Raw genomic sequence first — 17741 nt, 5'->3', positions numbered from 1 at the left:
TTTTTATTGCTCTCGGAGCGTGTCAGTGCTCTCTTTGCGTGCTACAATGAATGTACTATACAGTGAAGGAGCAAGTTATGAATGGATTCGGTTGGGTGGTGGCGGCTTTTGTCCTCGCCGGACTTATTTGGGCCAAAGGACATCTCTTTCGAGTCGTTGGCAACAGCATGAGCCCCACGTTAAATCATGGCGACCTGTTAAAAGTGAGGACGGCGGTGCCGAGTCAGCTGTCGCGAGGGACGTTGGTAATCTTTGTCCTCCTGGGGCAGACACAGTCGTATTTAAAACGTATTGTGGCCGTTGCAGGTGATGAGGTCCTTGTTGTGGGGGATCATGTCTTTGTCACTGAAGGACCTCACAACAGACCGATCACACCGGTGGACGGTGGTTGTGTCTTTCGTCTTAAGTCGGGAGAACTGTATGTCCTCGGCGACAACAGAGATGCGTCGAAAGATTCTCGTCACTTCGGACCGATCCGTGTCGGAGATGTGACGCATATGGTTGACCGACGTCTTGTCGGGCCAAAGACATAAAAAAAGAATGACTACAAAGCAGCCACCAACAATAAGGACGATTTGAAAACAAACTAACGTAAGAGCCGGAAGATCGGTTTCAACGACAAGCGAGAAGGAGCCATGCAGCATAAAATAGCTTGGGCGTTGGAAGTAAGAATTATAAGAGATAATGATATGACTTGTGAGTTCATACTCATAAGCGAAAAATCCCGTATAGGTACCATGGCTTTTTGGCCATAGGCTATGAGAGAACTATAAACATAGAGCTCCAAACCAAATAACAGAGCCGGTAAGTGCATTTTTATCTGCGCGTTTATCGGCTCTGCGTCTTTGCGTCCAACTGTTGCGTACCGGATATTTCTCAGGGTCTTTACGCTACGTAGTATTTTCGGTTTGCAATTTGGACAGTAGAATGGAAGGTTTTGAGTTCGGTATCTTCATGTACTAGTATGTCCTCCTTACCGCTTACAAGGAAGACATGGCCAATATTGCTACGCATAGAACCAGGCATCTTTTATCAAGTATGCCAATGCTATAGGAGCCTCTATATTTACTTCATGTCCTGCACCTTCAACAAAACATAATGTCGCATTTGGCATAGTATTTGCTAAATTTCTTGCGGCGTTTTGGTTTGCTCTATCCTTTTGACCGCAGACAATGAAAGCCGGACAAGTTATCTTTTTTAGCAAAGCTGTAAAGTCTATCTCCTTCATGGAAGTTGTCAAGGCAATGGTATCTCTTTTAGAAAAGGCAGTTGATCTAAATGCCCTTTGAGGCAACGCATGAAACATAATATTTTGAAGCCTTAACAACAATCTTGGCATTTTATATTGCGGTGCGATCAATATGACAGATGCTACCTTTTGAGGATTGTATAGTGTGTACTGTAATGCAAGGATAGCGCCAAGTGAAATGCCACACAAGTGTAAAGGCATTTTCATATAGGTACATTCGCTTTCAAATGTGTTATAGAGATTTTGGTATGTCATCTGCTTGCCTTTTACCATATCAGATAGAGAAGGGCGGTAGATTGGGATATCAGTGGGGAGATGGGTTATCACCTTGTCCCAACTTGATGAAGTCTGCCCAAGTCCATGTATAAACACATAGGTCATAAGCCTGTTTGCGCCTTTCTGACAGTATCCCGGTGCAGTTTAATCGCGTCTATCATCAAGCAAGTGCCGCTTAATACCAATGTGGTTATGATGTGAAAAAGGTCCGAAACGATATCCATGGGAAAACTTTTAATAAAATATGCCGTAATATGCGTAATTCCACATACTAAAGGGATTGCGATAAGCAGAGAAAGGGCCAAAGCTAGGAATATTCTCTTTTGATATTTTACAAGCACTCCGTATATTCCCCATGCTGCCGCAATTGACAAACCGGCAATACAGCTTCCCATAGATAAAATAAGCGGTAATTTTAAAAGCGCACTTAATCCTGCTAGAAAAGGAATTAAGATTATACTACTAACAATCAATGATTTTTTTATTGCTTTGCTTTTTGCTATGAAACAAGGTGCCATGACCAGCCACCCGGCAATCAAAGAAAGTATAACAATCAAAGACCATGTTAAAGTTTTTGTCATCGCATAGTCACAGATCACGCATACTATAATCGCTATTAAACACAGTGAAGTTAGAGTATATAGCCCCCATTTTTTAACTTTCAGCATCATATCCTCCTTTAATACCTACTGAACGAATGTATTTTGGTAAACTAAAACGCCTAGTAAAAGACGATTTAGTTTACCTTATAGAGTTGAAATTTGATTGAGTCTTACCTTGACCATGTCGACCAACTCATCATCAATAATAGGAACGCCCATTTTTTCAAGCATTTCCTTGAAAAATAAAAACTTATGGACAATGTCTTCTTCCGTCGCAGGAAAGATGTTCGGATAGAGCCATACATCGCCAAGCAAAGGTATTAACTCTGCAATTTCTTTTGGATAGTTGGTTTGAATAGAGCCCTCGGCAATCCCTTCTTCAATCAAATCCAGCCATAAGGGCGTGAGATGTTGGTGGTTGGATTTGATCATCTCTGCAAAAATACGTGGATTTTTTAATAAGGGAAGCATTTCGAGATTAAGCTGATCGTTTTGTGTGGTTTGTTGGTTTAGTTTAACCGCTTCTCTCATTTTCTGTAATGCGTTCAAATCTTGTCTCTGCTTTACAATAGCAAAAGGATTATTTTCAGCAAAGAGTTTATCACTTAAGGCACAGATGATGTCCTCTTTGGATTTGAAATGATGATATATTGCCCCTTTTGTTAATCCACCCAGTTCATCGACAATGTCTTGAATGGTTGTGTTGTCATATCCCTTTTCTAAAAAAAGTCGTTGTGCCACTTCTAATATTTTTTCAACGGTGATCTCTGGATATTTATTTCGTGCCACAATGTGCCTCCTTATTCGGATACATTCTTTTGGTAGGTATCATTGTAACGATGTCGTTGCCTCTTGTCAAGATACATCCTGCCGGTGTTAATTTGGGGGATGCTTTCCTTTGCTTCGCAGTAAAAGTTATTTTAATAATCGTTCTCGTTGTTTTAGACGTAACGAAAGTGCAGCGTTGTATACATCGAAGGCAAAGCTCAACGGAAGTCGTCTTTCAGGCAGGATATAGGATGAAGCACACTAGATTTAGGAATGTCCCCAATAAACTAAAAAGTCAAGTAAGTATTCATTTGCTGTGCTTGTTCATTAAAACTAAGGAAAGGATGGAAAAGACATGGAAAGGCAACGCAACGAGAAGGCCGTTTGACGGCATAGAAAAAGCAGGAGCGCATAGTAGTTTGCCATGCGTCCTGCAAGATAACAATGCTTACTTATAGATGTGTCCAAGCTAAGCGTTCTTTGTTTTAAAAAGATTTTTTAAAAAGGCGAAGGGGCCGCCGGACGTTTTAGCCGCTACTTTGGCGTAGGACACCGGAGCTTCCTGCATGAAGTAAGCCTGGGCATTAAAGGCAGGTTGGCCGTCGTTAACAAATTTATAGTTGCCTTGAGCGTCGATGGTGCGAGCTTTGACGTTATCTTTAAATTGAGCCGCCATATAGTTACGAAGACGCACTTGGATATCAGGTGAAAGGACCGGAGTCAAAAGCTCCACACGGTGTTCGGTGTTGCGTGTCATGAGATCTGCCGAACCCAAATAGATGTCGGGATAGCCTTCTCCAAACATATAGACTCGCGGATGTTCCAAGTAGCGGCCGACAATGGATCGAATTTCCACATTTTCCGTCTTGCCGGCGATGTGGGGCACAAGACAGCAGATCCCGCGCACAATCATGCGGACCTGCACACCGGCTTGAGACGCTTCCTGAATCTTGTCGATGAAGTCTCGGTCGGTGAAGGCATTCATCTTGAGGAAGATTCTGCCGGCATCGCCCTTTTTAATTTCTCTGTCCATGAGTGCCAAGAGGGTTGGCTTTAGAGTGGTTGGTGATTGTATAAGGTGGGTGTAGTTGCCGCTGAGATTGCCGGTGGCGAGGTTTTGAAAGAAGGCCATGGCGTCTTTTCCGATATGTTGATCGGCGGTGATCAGACAGAAGTCGGTGTAGAGGTTGGCAGTGATTTCGTTGTAGTTGCCGGTGCCGATTTGGGTGATATGTGTCCAGCCGGAGTGATCGGACATGGTAATCAGACAAATTTTCGAATGGACTTTGTAACCGGCCATACCGTAGATGATTTTACAGCCGGCGTCGTAGAGCTTTTTGGCATTGTCCATGTTGTGCTGTTCATCAAAGCGCGCTCTGAGTTCCATGAGCACCACCACTTCTTTACCGTTTTCTGCGGCGCGGCACAGAAGATCCACCAGACGTGAATTTTTGGCGAGGCGATAGATGGTGATTTTGATGCTCGCCACCCGACTGTCGTAGGCCGCTTCCCAAAGGAGATGGAAGAAGGGCTCGATAGAATCATAGGGATAGCTTAAGAGGATATCCTGTTTTTGGACTTTTTCTATGACGCTGTCTGTCAGATTCATCGTGGATGCACTGTTGGGGGCGTAGAAGCTGTAGGTGTGCGCTTTTAAAAAGCCGTCGTCGAGGAAGTGTTTGAGCTCGGAGACATATTCCATGGACAGTGGTGCATCAGAGACGAAGATTTGTTGCGGCGTGATGGCAAGGCGCTGACACAACAGATCACTCAGCGGTTTGTCAATTGGCTGGTTGCACTCCACGCGGACGGCTTGCAGACGCGTGCGCTTTTTTAAGATTTTTTTCATGTGGGCACGGTAGTCCACATCGTCATAGGCAATTTCGTCGTCGGCGGAGAGGTCGGCGTTGCGTGTGACCCGAATGATGGTCTTGTTTTTCACCTTGAATTTCGGGAAGCATTCGTCGGAAAACTCATGGATAACTTTGGTCGCCCGAATGAAAGGATAGCCGGTGTCGGTGGGGAGCTTGACAATCTTCGGAAGGATGGCGGGCAGATGCATGATGCCGTACTTCGTCTTCCCGTCCCGTTCCAACTCCAGGAGAAGGTATTCGTTTAAGTTTTCCAGGAAGGGAAAAGGGTGTTCGAAGTCGATGACCTGTGGGGAGAGGATGGGTTTGATGAAGTCTTTAAAGTATTTATAGGTGGCTTTGTGTTGCGATTTGGTGAGCTCGGCAATGTCTAGGTTAAAAATACCGTGGGTGCGAAACTCGTTTTCTACAATGCCGTAAACCCGGTCTTTTTCCCTGTAGAGGTCGGTGAGACGTTCAAAGACGCTGTCCAACTGCTCTTTGCTGGTGAGACCGCTTTTGTTGTCGACTTCACCCAGATTCAAGAGGGCAAGGTCGGTCAGGCCGCCCACGCGAACCATGTTGAATTCGTCCAAATTGGAACAAAAGATTTTTAAAAAGGTAAGCTTTTCCAACAGCGGCACAGTATCATCCAGCGCCTCATGTAAACACCGCTCGTCAAATTTTAGCCAGGAGAGCTCGCGGTTTTGGGTAAAGCTTAAGTCAACGGTCATTACTTGCCTCCTTTTTGAAGATAGAGATAACCTTCACGTACTCCATTCTTACTGATTTCAATGGTGTCCATGCCGAGGTAGTTCATGCATTCGCTGAGCAGCACCATGCCGGGGACCTGAGTGTGAATCCGTTCCGGGGTGACCTTTAATGTGCAGCGAATGAGGTCTTTGTCCTGGTTGACCAGGCCTGTGATGAGTTCCTCTACCGTGGCGCGATCCGTACAGCGATCGGTGTGTGCGGTATATTCTTCGCCGATGTTGCCTGTGGCGCGAATGGTGCCGCCAATACCGTAGAGTTTGGCATCGGTGATTTTGGCGATGCGACGGTCCTCGATTAAAAGCGCACCGCGAATGTAGGCTCGGATTTGCTGAACTTCCTCCTTTGTCGGGACAATACCTGTGACAAAGGTCTTATAGGAGGACAGGGATCCGATCGGCAGTGAAATGGAGCTGGAATAGGCGCCGTCTTTAAAGCTGATAATTTCTGTAGAGCCGCCACCAATGTCTAAAATATAGCCGCGGTCCAGTTCGGTGGAAAGTTTGACGCCGTAGAATCCAGCCTCTCCTTCCGCTTCGCCGGAGAGAAGATCAATGGTCACGCCGGTTTCCGCTTTGATCGTCTTTAGGATTTGTGCGGCATTGTTCACGTTGCGCACTGAGGCGGTGGCGAATATGTACATTTCATCCACACCGAACTCCTCGGCGATGTCCTGAAATTTGTTGATGTTCTTTTTGATCTTTTTGATGCCCTGAGGGTCCAGGTTACCCTCATCATCCACATAGGAGCTCAGACCTGCAAAGGTCTTTTTGCTGGAGATGACTTTATAGGATTTGGAATTGTCTCTATAGATATTGAATCGAATGGTGTTGGACCCGATGTCCACGACGCCGTATTTTTTGTTGTCCATGTTGTCCTCCTCAGATGTATATAGGTATTATATCGAATACCCAAAATTGTTTGGTAAAATCTATGTAAATTAGCGCGTTAGTAGAAAACCAATTACATCATGCTCAAAGCTGACAATTTTTTAGTTAAGTGATAAAATCAAAGCACTAGAGGTGAAAAATGATTAAAAATTACAGTTTAGAATTACCGACATCATGGACAGGACGGGTGGATTCTGAAAGTGATTATGATGCGTTTCGCTGGCATCAGTGGGTGGAGCGCATAGATTTGGACGATGCGTCGCTGAAGCCTTTTGAGGGCAAGTTGGCCTTTGGCATTTTAGGTTTTGAATGCGACTGGGGCATTGCTCAAAACAAAGGCCGCGTCGGCGCCGCCAACGGTCCGAAGAGCATTCGCCGTGCGCTGTCGTCACTTCCGTGCGACTTTCCTAAAGACGTAAAAATTTTTGACTGCGGCAACATTTATCCAGAAGGCTTGACGCTGAGTGAGGCGCAACATTCCCTCGCCCAAGCGGTGGAAAAGATTATCGATTTAAATATGTTTCCCATACTCCTCGGAGGCGGCCATGAAATCGCCTTTGGACACTTCAGTGGCATCTTTGAAAAATATGTCAATGACGGGAAGCTCGGGATTATTAACTTCGATGCCCATTTTGACAACAGACCCTATAAAGATAACGGGCCGTCGTCGGGGACGATGTTTCGTCAGGCTCGAGACAAAATGGTAGAGGCGGGCAAGGCCTTTCACTATCTGCCTATCGGGATTCAACGCCACTCCAACACGGTGAGTCTGTTTAAGTTTATGGAGGAGAACGATCAGGACTATATTTTGGCCAAGGATATCGTCAATGGACAGCTCTATAAAAACTTTGAGATCATTGATAAGTTCCTTTTGGAGATGGATCATGTGTATGTGACCATCTGTTCCGATGTATTTTCCTCCTCCTATGCACCGGGAGTCAGTGCGCCGCAGCCTCTGGGTCTGGATCCGGAAGTGGTGTTGGTCTTCTTAAAGCACATCGTGCTCTCAGGGAAAGTTGTGAGTTTTGATGTGGCGGAGGTATCACCGCGCTACGATCAGGATAGTGCGACATCCAGCCTTGCGGCTGTGCTTATTTATGCGACAGTACATGCTGTCATCAGTCAGTATTTCGATATGTAAGGAGGTCGACATGACTATTGTAAAACCATCAACACTGCCCGGCTTCTTGGAGCTTTTGCCGGGTGATCAAATTCTCTTTAATGAGATGATTGACACCATTCGCAAGAACTATGAGGCTCACGGCTTCCTCCCTATCGATACGCCGGTCATCGAAAAGAGTGAAGTCCTCTTAGCTAAAGGCGGCGGTGAGACGGAAAAACAAATCTATCGTTTTCAAAAAGGGGACACGGATATGTCCCTTCGCTTTGACCTCACGGTGCCCCTGGCACGTTATACCGCGGAGCATTTTAATGAGTTGGCTTTTCCGTTTAAACGCTATCAAATCGGCAAAGTCTATCGGGGTGAAAAGGCTCAAAAGGGACGTTTCAGAGAGTTCTATCAATGCGATATCGACACCATCGGCAATGGAAGCCTGAGCATTTTAAACGATGCGGAGATCCCTGTGATCATCTATCACACCTTTAAAGACTTGGGCTTTGACAAATTTATCGTAAAGATCAACAATCGAAAAATTCTCAACGGTTTCTATCGTTCTTTGGAGATTACCGATACGGTATCCGTCCTTCGCACCGTGGATAAGTTGGATAAAATCGGTCGGGACAATGTGATTAAAGAGCTTATCGAGATCGGTGTCGCTGAGGACAAAGCCGAAAAAATCATGGCATTTACCGCCATCGGGGGAACTAACGAGGAGATTTTGGCGGCCCTTAAGGCGTTTGGCATCACGGATTCGACCTTTGAGGAAGGTTTGGATGAGCTGAAAACTGTGGTCGATGCCATTGCGGCGTATGGAGTTCCAGACACCCACTACACGATTGATCTTAAAATCGCACGGGGTTTGGATTACTACACCGGCACGGTTTATGAGACGGAACTGGTAGGCTATGAGTCCATCGGCTCGGTATGTTCCGGCGGACGCTATGAAGATTTGGCGAGCTTTTACACGGACAAAAAGCTTCCCGGCGTCGGCATTTCCATCGGTTTGTCGCGCCTCTATTATCAGCTCTCTCAAGCGAAACTTATCGAAGCGAAAAAGAAGAGCTTGGTGGATGTGTTAGTCATTCCTATGGACGGGTTGGAGCTGGAAGGTATTAAGATTATTCAGCAGCTTACTCAAGCGGGTGTTGCGGCTACTCTCTATGCGGAGCAGGCTAAGATGAACAAGAAATTTAAATTTGCGGACAAGCTGGAAGTGCCGTATACACTTGTGGTCGGTGAGACGGAAGTGGCACAAGGCATCTTCGGCTTGAAGCATATGCAAGACGGCACGCAAGAAGACATGACCATTGAGGCGATTATTGCGAAGCTTAAGAAATAACGGATAACAAAAAGGCGCACGTCACGGTGCGTCTTTTTTAATGGGATTTTGATCGTAGTGTCGTTTTTTAATCAGAGCTGTGGTCTTGCAGGAAAGAACCGGCGTGTTGTCCTGGTTGTTAGCTCGCAAGGTAAATTCTACACTGCCCACAAGTTTCGTAGCGGAAGGGGAGACGGCGGTGATTTCAACTTCCGGGAAGAGCCGGTCGTCGGCGTAAACCGGGGCGAGCCATCGGAGTTCGTCAAGACCGATGCCGCAGATCATACCCGCTTCGTCGAGGCCGGTGTTGATCCACTGGAGCCAACAGAGATTCAGGGTCATGAACCCGGAGGCAAACAGTCGGCCAAATTGCGTCGCTTCCGCCGCGGTAGGGCTTAGGTGAAAAGGACGGGGATCGAAAGCCTTGGCATAGTCGATGATCATGTCTTTTGTGATGTAGACGCTTTTTAAAGGGTAGATGCGCCCTATGATGTAGTCTTCTAAATACATAGTGTCCTCCTGATAAGACTATACCCACTTGCGCGCCGTTCTGCGGTATAATAGAGCACAGAAAAACGAGGTGCAACTTTTCGGGCATTGACAGCAAGATATCTCGGAAGGTAGCTTGTAAAAGGGATCAAAGAAAGAAGTGACATTATGCGAAAGCGAGTACTTACTATAGCCGGCAGCGATTCCAGCGGCGGGGCCGGTATTCAGGCAGATTTAAAGACCATGTTGACCAACGGTGTATATGGCATGAGCGCCATCACGGCACTGACGGCCCAAAACACTACGGGCGTCACCGATGTGCTCAACAGCACGCCGACATTTCTCGAGGCACAGCTTCGTGCCGTGTATGACGACATTGTTCCCGATGCAGTTAAGATCGGCATGGTGTCTCAGCCGGAGTTGGTTCGAACCATTGCCGAGGTATTGACGGCATACGGCGCTGACAATGTGGTGGTGGATCCTGTGATGGTGGCAACCAGCGGCGCTGCACTTATTGAGGACGAGACCCTAAGCGTTCTCACCGAGTTACTCTTTCCTCTGGCGACCGTCATCACGCCGAACCTGAAAGAAGGCGAACTGCTCGCGGACATGGCGATCACCTCCAAAGGGGCAATGGTTGATGGAGCAAAAAAGATTTTTGACAGGTATCATGTAGCGGTGCTTTTAAAGGGCGGCCATTTAAGTGAGGACAGCGACGATCTGCTCTATGACGGTCAGATACACTGGTTTTACGGCAAGCGTCTGGACAACCCCAACACTCATGGCACCGGCTGCACATTGTCTTCGGCCATCGCCTGCAATCTCGCTAAAGGGGACGACTTGAAGACGGCAATTTTTAAGGCAAAACTCTACCTCACCCAGCTCCTCGCACGGGACTTTGATCTGGGCCGTGGCAGCGGACCTCTGGATCACGGCTACTTTATCAGCGAGGTGTAAGATGCTCTTTATCTTCGGAGTGTGTGTGGCGGTGTGGACCATGGCTATTGCGGCGCCCCATCGCCTGGGACTCTTGTTTAAAAATTGGAAGGCCTTGGTCATCAACAGTATTCTCGCCTGGATTTTGGTGCAGACGGGAGGCGGTGTTGCGAAGGGCGTCGCCATTGCCTTCGGGGTTTTTGCGCTGGCTCACCGCTACAAGGTGATGTATCGGGAGGAGCCCCTTCGTGTTGAGGATGCAGGCATTTTAAAAGAAGCGGCGGATATGGGAGAAAAGTACGCCTTGGAGCTCAAGACGGCGAGCACGGGACTCTTTGTCTTGGGGACGCTGGTGATACTTGCCCTGCCTTTGCCACGCTATGCGCTAAGCGTGTGGACGCTGGTGAGTGGTATTGTCGGCGTGGTGCTGTGTCTTCCTTTGGTCTATGATCGGGTGGGAATGCAGGGTTATAACTTAAGAGACCTGGAGCGATTCGAGTCCCGAGGGTTTCTCTATTCGCTGATCCACTCTGCGGGACGGCTGTGGATGAGATCTGAACCTGACCCTGACGGGGAGCTTATGGACGTGAACTATCTGGTCATTATGTTGGAGTCCTTTAAAGATTTTACGGGACTTGTGCCTCTTCATCGCGATCCCTATGTCTATTTTCATCAGCTCGCAGGTGAAGGCAGTACCGGCGCACTGAAGACTCAGGTCTATGGCGGCGGCACGTTTCTCACGGAGACTCAGGTGCTTACTGGCAAGCCTCACCCCGATAGCACCTCCGGCTATTTGAAGCGCCTGAAGCGACGAGGCTATCGTCTGATTGCACAGCATCCCTACAAAGGGCGCTTTTATCATCGGGATCGGGTGTATCGCAGCTTCGGATTTGAGTCGTTTAAGCACTATGACAACACGTATCACGACGAGCGGGAAGCTATTTTAGATGACGCGACTTTTTTTCAGTGCGTGGTGGACGACTTTAAAGCGTCGGTGGCACAAGAGAAGACGTTCAGTTTTTCTGTCACCTATCAAAACCATGGACCTTATCCTGCCGGCGCGGCGGATGTGGTGTATGTGCCGGGTCACAGCGAGGCCATCAACGGCTTCAATCATTACTTAGAAGGCATTGAGCGGACATCGGATAGCCTTCACATTGTAGTCGAGGGACTTCGGTCCATGAACGCGCCTTGCGTGCTGGTGCTCTTCGGCGACCATTCGCCGTCCATGGGCAAGGATCGTAGCTTGTATCGTGAGCTGGGACGCACCATGGATCCGACTGACCCTTGTGATGTCACGGCACTGCACACCACGCCGTATGTGATTTGGAATAACTTCGGACACGATTTCGGACCAGAGGCGGAGCTGTCGCCATGGCAACTCTTATCTCGTCTTACTCAAAAACCCCTCTCGTAAGAGAAGGGTTTTTCTTATTATGGGATTTAGTTTTCCAGCATTTCTTCCAAAATGACTTCGTCGGTGACCTTCATACCGTCTTTGGCGATGGTCGCTACGGTTTGAATGGTGGTGTCGATATCATCTTTAACGATGCCGTCGCCGGGGAGGTAGGAGTTGTGGCTGAGGGCCTGATCGTGAGCTAAAAATGCGTTGCGCAGACTGGAGGCGATTTTTCCAGCACAGGAGGCCTTGGCGCCGTCACAGATAACTCCGGAGTTGACTGCGAGGGCATTGGTTAACGTATCAGCGAGAATCGTTTTGTCGTCCCCACGCATAAAACCGATGGCACAGACGCTTGCCGCCGATGCGGATACCACGCCGCAGTAGGCGGAGAGTTTACCGATCAGGTCTTTCATATAGAGGGCAATGAGGTTGGAGAAGATAAGTCCGCGGTACAAAGTGTCCTCGTCAATATCGTGATCCTTGGCATAAAGGAGGACCGGTAAGGTGACGGTAATGCCTTGGTTGCCGCTGCCGGAGTTGATGACGACAGGTTTTTCACAGCCGCTCATTCGGGCGTCGGACCCGGCGGCAGCATAGGCGACGTAACGATCGACGCTACCAGTAGGGCTGTGGTCTAAAATGGTGCTTCCGATGTTGGAACCCCAGTGGTTGTTGAGTCCTTCTTCGGCGATATCCAAATTGTAGTCCATCTGGCGGGTTAAAATATCTTTAATGTCGGAGTAGTCACAGGTCTTTGCAAAGTCATAGATGGCATCGAAGGAAAGATCCACGGTGTCATCATGAGATACTGCGGCGCCTTTATCCAAGAGGACGTCGTCATTTTTTTTCATGTAGATAATGCCCGTGTGGTCGTTTTCGATAATGACCTCTGCACTGTCGTCGCCTGCAAAGACATTCATGTCGATGTAAAGGTTCTCGACACCTTTTTTGTGGGTGACGGTGAGTATACCGTCTTCAATTTTTTTATCGCATTCGGCGAGGTCCGCCTTGTCCACATCCATCAGCACTTCCAAATCCCGTGACGGATCGCCGAGAAATGCACCGGCCACAATGGAGATGGGAATGCCTTTGCGCCCGTCGGTCCCTGGGACGAAGACACTGTTGGCGTTTTTAATCATATTGCCCGATAGTTTTGCCTCAATGCGCTCCGGATCCCGTCCCAGAAGTTCCTTTGCTTTTGCAGCGGCAAAGGCCAAAGCGATGGGCTCCGTACAGCCGAAGGCAGGTTGAAGTTCCTGTCTTAAAAATGCTTTATAATCCATAGTTCATCCTCCTAAAAAATCCATACGTGCTTATTATAACACGGAAGACAACGGGGGAAAAGGTTTGTAAAAAAAGGCGGTGGCAAGGTTGAACAAACTTGATATAATACCACAATAAGGAGGTTGTTATGGAATCACAACAAGTGCGATCCCGTGAGCGGGAGATGAACCGCGCATCCTATATCGGCATAGGAGCAAACATCGGTCTTGTGGCGCTGAAGGTCTTTATTTATTCTCTCACCGGTGCAGTGTCGGTGCTTGCTGACGGGATGAACAATCTCACCGACTCCGTCTCGGCGGTCGTGACCTTGGTGGGTTCCAAGGTGTCCCATCGGCCGGCGGATGCGGCGCACCCTTTTGGGCATGGTCGGTTGGAATATATTGCAGGCTTAGCTGTAGCGGTACTGATTCTTATGACAGGCCTGGAGTTTATTCGAAGTTCCGTCGAGAAGATACTTCATCCGTCGCAGCTTGCAACCGGCAGTTTGACATTGGGTCTGATGGTGCTGTCCTGTGTGGTGAAGCTCATCATGAGCGGCTACTTCAAAAAAGTCGGCACTGCTATCGAGTCACTGCCGATTCTTGCACAGTCGAAAGACTGTCTTAGCGATGTCTTTGTCACCGGCGGCGTATTGTTGTCCCTGTTGATCTTTCACTTCACCGGCATGGCGCTGGACGGCTGGGCGGGACTGGTTGTGAGTGGTGTCATTCTCTATCAGGGCTATGAGCTCATTCGGGATACGTTAAGCCGCATTATCGGCACGGCGAATCCTGAAGAGATCAAACAGATCGTGGATTTTGTTAAAAACTATCCCGGGGTACTGGATGTACACGATGTGATGGTGGTGGATTTCGGTCCGGAGAAGCGCTATACGTGGATGGATATCGAAGCATCCTCTGCACTCACCTTTAAAGAGGCTCACGACTTAGCGGACGGCATTGAGCGCGGCATCAAGCACAAGCTGGGTTATCACGCCGGCATTCATCTGGATCCGGTGGGGTCTTTTTCCGAAGAAAAGGATCGGGTTGCCCGGACATTTAAAGCGCTCATTGCAACAGAACCGGCACTCATCTCCTTTCATGACCTCATGCTCTATGAAGACGGGATGAGCGTCGATGTCATCCTCGACGCAAAGGCGACCTACAGCAGCGACGACAGAAGAGCATTTGAAGCCAAGGTGCGGGCGGCTTTGAGCTATGACAATCCCATTCACATTCACTATGATCGACATTTTGAATAAATAAAAAAGCCTCCTTAAAGGGGGCTTTAGTTATAGTTAAAATTGACCTTTGACGGAGACTTCACCCGAGGAGAGGGTCATTGTTGTACCCTCTGCATCTACAATGAGATTGCCGGCGGCATTGATATCTTTGGCGACGGCTTCGTATTTTTTGCCGTTCAGCTCAAAACTCACATCTCGGCCGAGGAGCATGGAGTGAGCTTTGTAACGCTCGAGAACCTCTGCGTCGGTCATGTGATAGAGGGCGTGATAAAAGGCATTGACCACGGCCGCTACCAACTCGCTTCGCAGGAGATTGTCAGGCTTCAGAGAGCCTGCGGCCGGGAGCGATCCGTCGAACTCGGTGGTGATATTGATCCCGATACCGGTGATGATGGAGCGGACTTTTCGGGATTCAAAATCCGTGTCGGCTTCAGTTAAGATGCCGCAGATTTTTTTGTGACCGAGGAAGATGTCGTTGACCCATTTGATATCCGTGGTGGTGCCGGTGGTCTTTTCGATGGCGTCCACCACGGCCACAGCGGCCTTTATGGTGACCAGGTCAAACGAACTGTAAGAGAATGTATCTCGAGGAAAGAACACAATGGAGAAATAGACGCCGGTGGACTTAGGGGAGGCGAAGGTTTTGCCTTGGCGACCGCGTCCTTTTGTTTGTTCGTTGGCGACGAGCAGTGTGAAGTTGGACAGGTCTTCTGTGGCGAGCAGTCGTTTCGCCTCGGTGTTGGTAGAATCAATGGTGTCATAAATGCGAATGTCGACAGCTTGCAGATCGGAATCCAGGTTTTTGGCAATGGCCCACTTATCCAATACGTCGGATGCGGCGTCCAGTTTGTAGCCTGAGTTGGTTTTGGAGAGAATTGTGTGGCCTTCTTCTTTTAAGGTTTTCACCGCTTTCCACACTGCCGTACGGGACACGCCCAGACGCTCTGCCATCTCCTCCCCGGAGATCGGGGTCGCACGATTGGATTCTAAAATTTTAAGTACCTTATCTTTCGTTGACATGATTTCACTCCTCACGATTATTATAATCGACATTAAAACTGAGGTAAACCGCGGATTGGAAGGGTTGGAATTTTATCGTTGACAGCATTGTATATTTCTTGTAAAATAAAACCCTAAGACTTAAGGAGAGATGGCCGAGTGGTCGAAGGCGCACGCCTGGAAAGTGTGTATACGGCAACGTATCGAGGGTTCGAATCCCTCTCTCTCCGCCATATTAAATAAGCAGCTTTGATATAAAGCTGCTTATTTTTTTGTACAAAGAATAGATTATTCTTACCAATTATGATATCATCGCCTTTATTAAATTTAGAACATGTCGAGGGGGTGAGGTCTCCCATGACCATATGCCAGAATTGCACTAAGCTGATGACTTCTGCATCATACTCTTGAGGAGGTAATTATGAGAGCGTGTCTTTTTGTTGGCTTAGGAGGGGCCGTCGGATCCATTTTCCGGTATTTTATCAGCTTGTTCCTTGTTAATAACGCAAACGGTTTTCCATTTAAAACATTGCTGATAAACATTCTTGGGTCCTTTGTCATTGGATTGGTCGCAGCGATTGCCGGAAAGCATACAGAAATTTCACCTGATATGATCCTGTTTTTGAAAACCGGCATATGCGGTGGGTTTACCACTTTCTCGACATTCGCATTGGAATCTTCAACGCTGATTCAAAGCGGCAAAATAGCATCGGCTGTTATCTACATTATGGCAAGTATTGTGATATCCATAGCTGCGGTTATTCTGGCTCAGCTTATTGTTCGATAAAGCATCGTGCACTTACCTATCCCGACAAGCAGCAGTCTGTCGGGATAATGATTTTTTGGGGCAATTTGACAGAGAGGGTACGAAAAATTAACGATTCCACAACTTATGTCGAAATCATTTTTCCTTTTCATATGTTTCATCAACAGGGCACGAGTAGCTCCATGAGAAACAAAGACGATCAAGGCAGTGGATTTTGCCCGTTGCTTTTTTTATCCGTTTTTCTTTAAGGCTATCTTATGCGGCTACGGCACTACTGAAGTCGGAATGATTTTAGCGGTACGTCAGTTTTGCTTACTGGCGTCCTTCAAATTCCGTGCATAGATAGGTGCTTTAAGAAAAGATTTAAGAAAAAAGTTATTGAGTTTGTACAAATGTCGGTAGGAGTAGCGGCAGCAGTGTTCATTCGGCAGTGTTCTTTTTTACCACGGAAGAAAAGCCGTGTCGGGGCGCCTTGTGTAGGATCATTGCTACGTCACTGTTAGGATAAGTGAAAGAACGGCTGGGGATATGGTCAGATGTCTTTTTCATCAACGAGGAGCTAGCATCAAAGGGTGTCAGGTAATCCAAGACTGCACCTTATTTTGAAAAGTTTGGCGAAGAAATAAGGCAGAATGTTTGACAAGGCGTCGCTTACACGGTAAAATAGCTTTTACCATGATAGACGGGGAATTAGCGATGCCTTGTAACCTGCGATCGCTATAGCAGGGTTGATGCCCACCCGAGGGATGTGGCTATGTGGTCTGCCTCAAAAAAGTGGCGTTGAGGATAGGGTCCTATGCAACGTAACCTTGTGAACCGTGTCAGATCTTGACGGAAGCAGCACTAAGCAAGTCCTTGCGTGTGTTGTAGGGAAGCCTTATCTGAGTTAACTCTTTGGGTAACGCATGGAGTCATTTTTCGAAGGTGGGTTCATGGTACATAGTATGTTTGACGACGTGAGTCGTCTTTTTTATTGTCCTTTTTTAACGTGCGTCGTATGAAGCGAGCTTTCGGGGAAGTCTTTTGTAAAAGTATTGAAAATTTTTATCAATGACTTGCTTTTTTAAAGTGCGCATGCTATAGTTACTTTGTAATCAATAATGATTATCAATTAATAACTACAGTTGCCGTCATACACCATGTCTTTTGTTCTTTGTTCTTTTGTTTATGATGATGGCACTACATACACCTTGGTAGGATCGACGACGGTCGGCCGACTGAGATTAAGAATGAGCAGTTTTGCAATATGCCTGCGGACACCCGTCTCAATTGAGTGCGGGTGTCTTCAACGCATTAATGTCACCTTTAGCGCGCGAAAGAGAGTGATAGCATGTTAAGTTTACTCATGGCTCCCATGAATCGGGAGCTCAAGATTGTGAAGATCAAAACGAAAAAATTGCCGGGAGATTTTCAGACGAAGCATTTAAATAACTTGGGCTTTATTGAAGGTTCAACGTTAAAAGTCGTCAGTGAAAATGCGGGCAATTTGATTGTAAATATCAAGGGGTCACGTGTTGCCATCGGCAAAGACGTGGCTGCAGCATTTATGGTAGGAGAATAGCATGACTTTACGAGAAGCTATAGTAGGCAAATACTACAGCGTCAGAAGAATTAACGGTCAAGGGCCGTTGAAACGCAGAATTATGGATATGGGAATCACCAAAGGTTCCGAGATTTACATACGAAAGGTCGCACCGCTCGGCGATCCGGTTCAAATTAATATCAGAAACTATGAGTTGAGCATTCGTCGCGACGATGCTGAGCTTATTGAAATTGAAGAGATTGTCAAATAGGAGGAC

The 17741-nt window shown here is 47.4% G+C and carries 17 protein-coding genes, 1 tRNA gene and 1 other RNA gene; 11 read left to right on the top strand and 8 right to left on the bottom strand.

Annotated elements, in window-relative coordinates; translation table 11 throughout:
• Positions 1-77: 77 nt before the first annotated feature.
• On the top strand, positions 78-533 hold the full coding sequence (gene lepB / locus O6R05_RS07515) for a signal peptidase I (protein WP_271191372.1): 456 nt from the start codon (positions 78-80) through the stop codon (positions 531-533).
• Positions 534-1006: 473 nt separating this feature from the next.
• Here the strand turns inward: lepB and O6R05_RS07510 are convergent, their stop codons facing one another.
• The 5 genes from O6R05_RS07510 to O6R05_RS07490 form a co-directional block, all read right to left on the bottom strand.
• Complete coding sequence (locus O6R05_RS07510; RefSeq protein WP_271191371.1) at positions 1007-1630, bottom strand: alpha/beta fold hydrolase; 624 nt, start codon at positions 1628-1630, stop codon at positions 1007-1009.
• Positions 1627-2196, bottom strand: coding sequence for a hypothetical protein (locus tag O6R05_RS07505; protein WP_271191370.1), 570 nt, complete (start codon positions 2194-2196; stop codon positions 1627-1629). The genes O6R05_RS07510 and O6R05_RS07505 overlap by 4 nt, the downstream gene beginning before the upstream one ends.
• 75 nt (positions 2197-2271) lie before the next feature.
• Positions 2272-2916, bottom strand: a complete 645-nt coding sequence (locus O6R05_RS07500; RefSeq protein ID WP_271191369.1) for a TetR/AcrR family transcriptional regulator — start codon at positions 2914-2916, stop codon at positions 2272-2274.
• Positions 2917-3364: 448 nt separating this feature from the next.
• Positions 3365-5479, bottom strand: a complete 2115-nt coding sequence (gene ppk1 / locus O6R05_RS07495; protein WP_271191368.1) for a polyphosphate kinase 1 — start codon at positions 5477-5479, stop codon at positions 3365-3367.
• A complete protein-coding gene (locus tag O6R05_RS07490; RefSeq protein ID WP_271191367.1) occupies positions 5479-6387 on the bottom strand; it encodes a Ppx/GppA phosphatase family protein in 909 nt (302 codons plus the stop codon). Before O6R05_RS07490 ends, ppk1 begins: the two co-directional genes overlap by 1 nt.
• Before the next feature lie 158 nt (positions 6388-6545).
• Here O6R05_RS07490 and hutG point away from each other — a divergent pair, with 158 nt between their 5' ends.
• Both hutG and hisS read left to right on the top strand, forming a co-directional pair.
• Positions 6546-7547 carry a formimidoylglutamase gene (hutG, locus tag O6R05_RS07485; RefSeq protein ID WP_271191366.1) on the top strand — a complete coding sequence of 334 codons (1002 nt, stop codon included), beginning with the start codon at positions 6546-6548 and terminating at the stop codon, positions 7545-7547.
• A gap of 10 nt (positions 7548-7557) precedes the next feature.
• Positions 7558-8865 (top strand): histidine--tRNA ligase, encoded by a 1308-nt coding sequence (hisS, locus tag O6R05_RS07480; protein WP_271191365.1) that lies wholly within the window; start codon positions 7558-7560, stop codon positions 8863-8865.
• 21 nt (positions 8866-8886) lie between these two features.
• On the opposite strand, the gene O6R05_RS07475 is transcribed toward hisS, so the two are convergent.
• A complete protein-coding gene (locus tag O6R05_RS07475) occupies positions 8887-9354 on the bottom strand; it encodes a MaoC/PaaZ C-terminal domain-containing protein (protein ID WP_271191364.1) in 468 nt (155 codons plus the stop codon).
• 147 nt (positions 9355-9501) lie between these two features.
• Here O6R05_RS07475 and thiD point away from each other — a divergent pair, with 147 nt between their 5' ends.
• Together thiD and O6R05_RS07465 are read left to right on the top strand one after the other, a co-directional pair.
• The gene (thiD, locus tag O6R05_RS07470; RefSeq protein WP_271191363.1) at positions 9502-10290 is read left to right on the top strand and encodes a bifunctional hydroxymethylpyrimidine kinase/phosphomethylpyrimidine kinase; all 789 of its coding nucleotides are present in this window, start codon (positions 9502-9504) and stop codon (positions 10288-10290) included.
• 1 nt (position 10291) lies between these two features.
• Positions 10292-11686: an LTA synthase family protein gene (locus O6R05_RS07465; RefSeq protein ID WP_271191362.1), complete on the top strand. Its 1395-nt coding sequence runs from the start codon at positions 10292-10294 to the stop codon at positions 11684-11686.
• 26 nt (positions 11687-11712) lie between these two features.
• On the opposite strand, the gene O6R05_RS07460 is transcribed toward O6R05_RS07465, so the two are convergent.
• Complete coding sequence (locus O6R05_RS07460) at positions 11713-12954, bottom strand: L-cysteine desulfidase family protein (protein ID WP_271191361.1); 1242 nt, start codon at positions 12952-12954, stop codon at positions 11713-11715.
• A gap of 128 nt (positions 12955-13082) precedes the next feature.
• Here O6R05_RS07460 and O6R05_RS07455 point away from each other — a divergent pair, with 128 nt between their 5' ends.
• The gene (locus tag O6R05_RS07455; protein ID WP_271191360.1) at positions 13083-14195 is read left to right on the top strand and encodes a cation diffusion facilitator family transporter; all 1113 of its coding nucleotides are present in this window, start codon (positions 13083-13085) and stop codon (positions 14193-14195) included.
• 36 nt (positions 14196-14231) lie between these two features.
• Here O6R05_RS07455 and O6R05_RS07450 read toward each other — a convergent pair whose 3' ends face one another.
• The gene (locus O6R05_RS07450) at positions 14232-15197 is read right to left on the bottom strand and encodes a biotin--[acetyl-CoA-carboxylase] ligase (RefSeq protein ID WP_271191359.1); all 966 of its coding nucleotides are present in this window, start codon (positions 15195-15197) and stop codon (positions 14232-14234) included.
• Positions 15198-15321: 124 nt separating this feature from the next.
• Here O6R05_RS07450 and O6R05_RS07445 point away from each other — a divergent pair.
• From O6R05_RS07445 to O6R05_RS07425, 5 genes are all read left to right on the top strand, one after another.
• A tRNA-Ser gene (locus O6R05_RS07445) sits at positions 15322-15409 on the top strand.
• A 188-nt stretch (positions 15410-15597) separates the two neighbouring features.
• Positions 15598-15963, top strand: a complete 366-nt coding sequence (gene crcB, locus O6R05_RS07440; protein ID WP_271191358.1) for a fluoride efflux transporter CrcB — start codon at positions 15598-15600, stop codon at positions 15961-15963.
• 652 nt (positions 15964-16615) lie between these two features.
• Positions 16616-16878: signal recognition particle sRNA large type (gene ffs, locus O6R05_RS07435), an RNA gene on the top strand.
• A gap of 394 nt (positions 16879-17272) precedes the next feature.
• The gene (locus O6R05_RS07430) at positions 17273-17503 is read left to right on the top strand and encodes a FeoA family protein (protein WP_271191357.1); all 231 of its coding nucleotides are present in this window, start codon (positions 17273-17275) and stop codon (positions 17501-17503) included.
• A gap of 1 nt (position 17504) precedes the next feature.
• Positions 17505-17735, top strand: a complete 231-nt coding sequence (locus O6R05_RS07425) for a FeoA family protein (RefSeq protein ID WP_271191356.1) — start codon at positions 17505-17507, stop codon at positions 17733-17735.
• Positions 17736-17741 lie beyond the last annotated feature (6 nt).

This window comes from Peptoniphilus equinus, assembly GCF_027921445.1.
GTDB classification, from domain to species: domain Bacteria; phylum Bacillota; class Clostridia; order Tissierellales; family Peptoniphilaceae; genus Peptoniphilus; species Peptoniphilus equinus.
The sequence above is the reverse complement of the archived record's forward strand: the minus strand, read 5'-3'. Positions and strand labels throughout refer to the sequence as shown.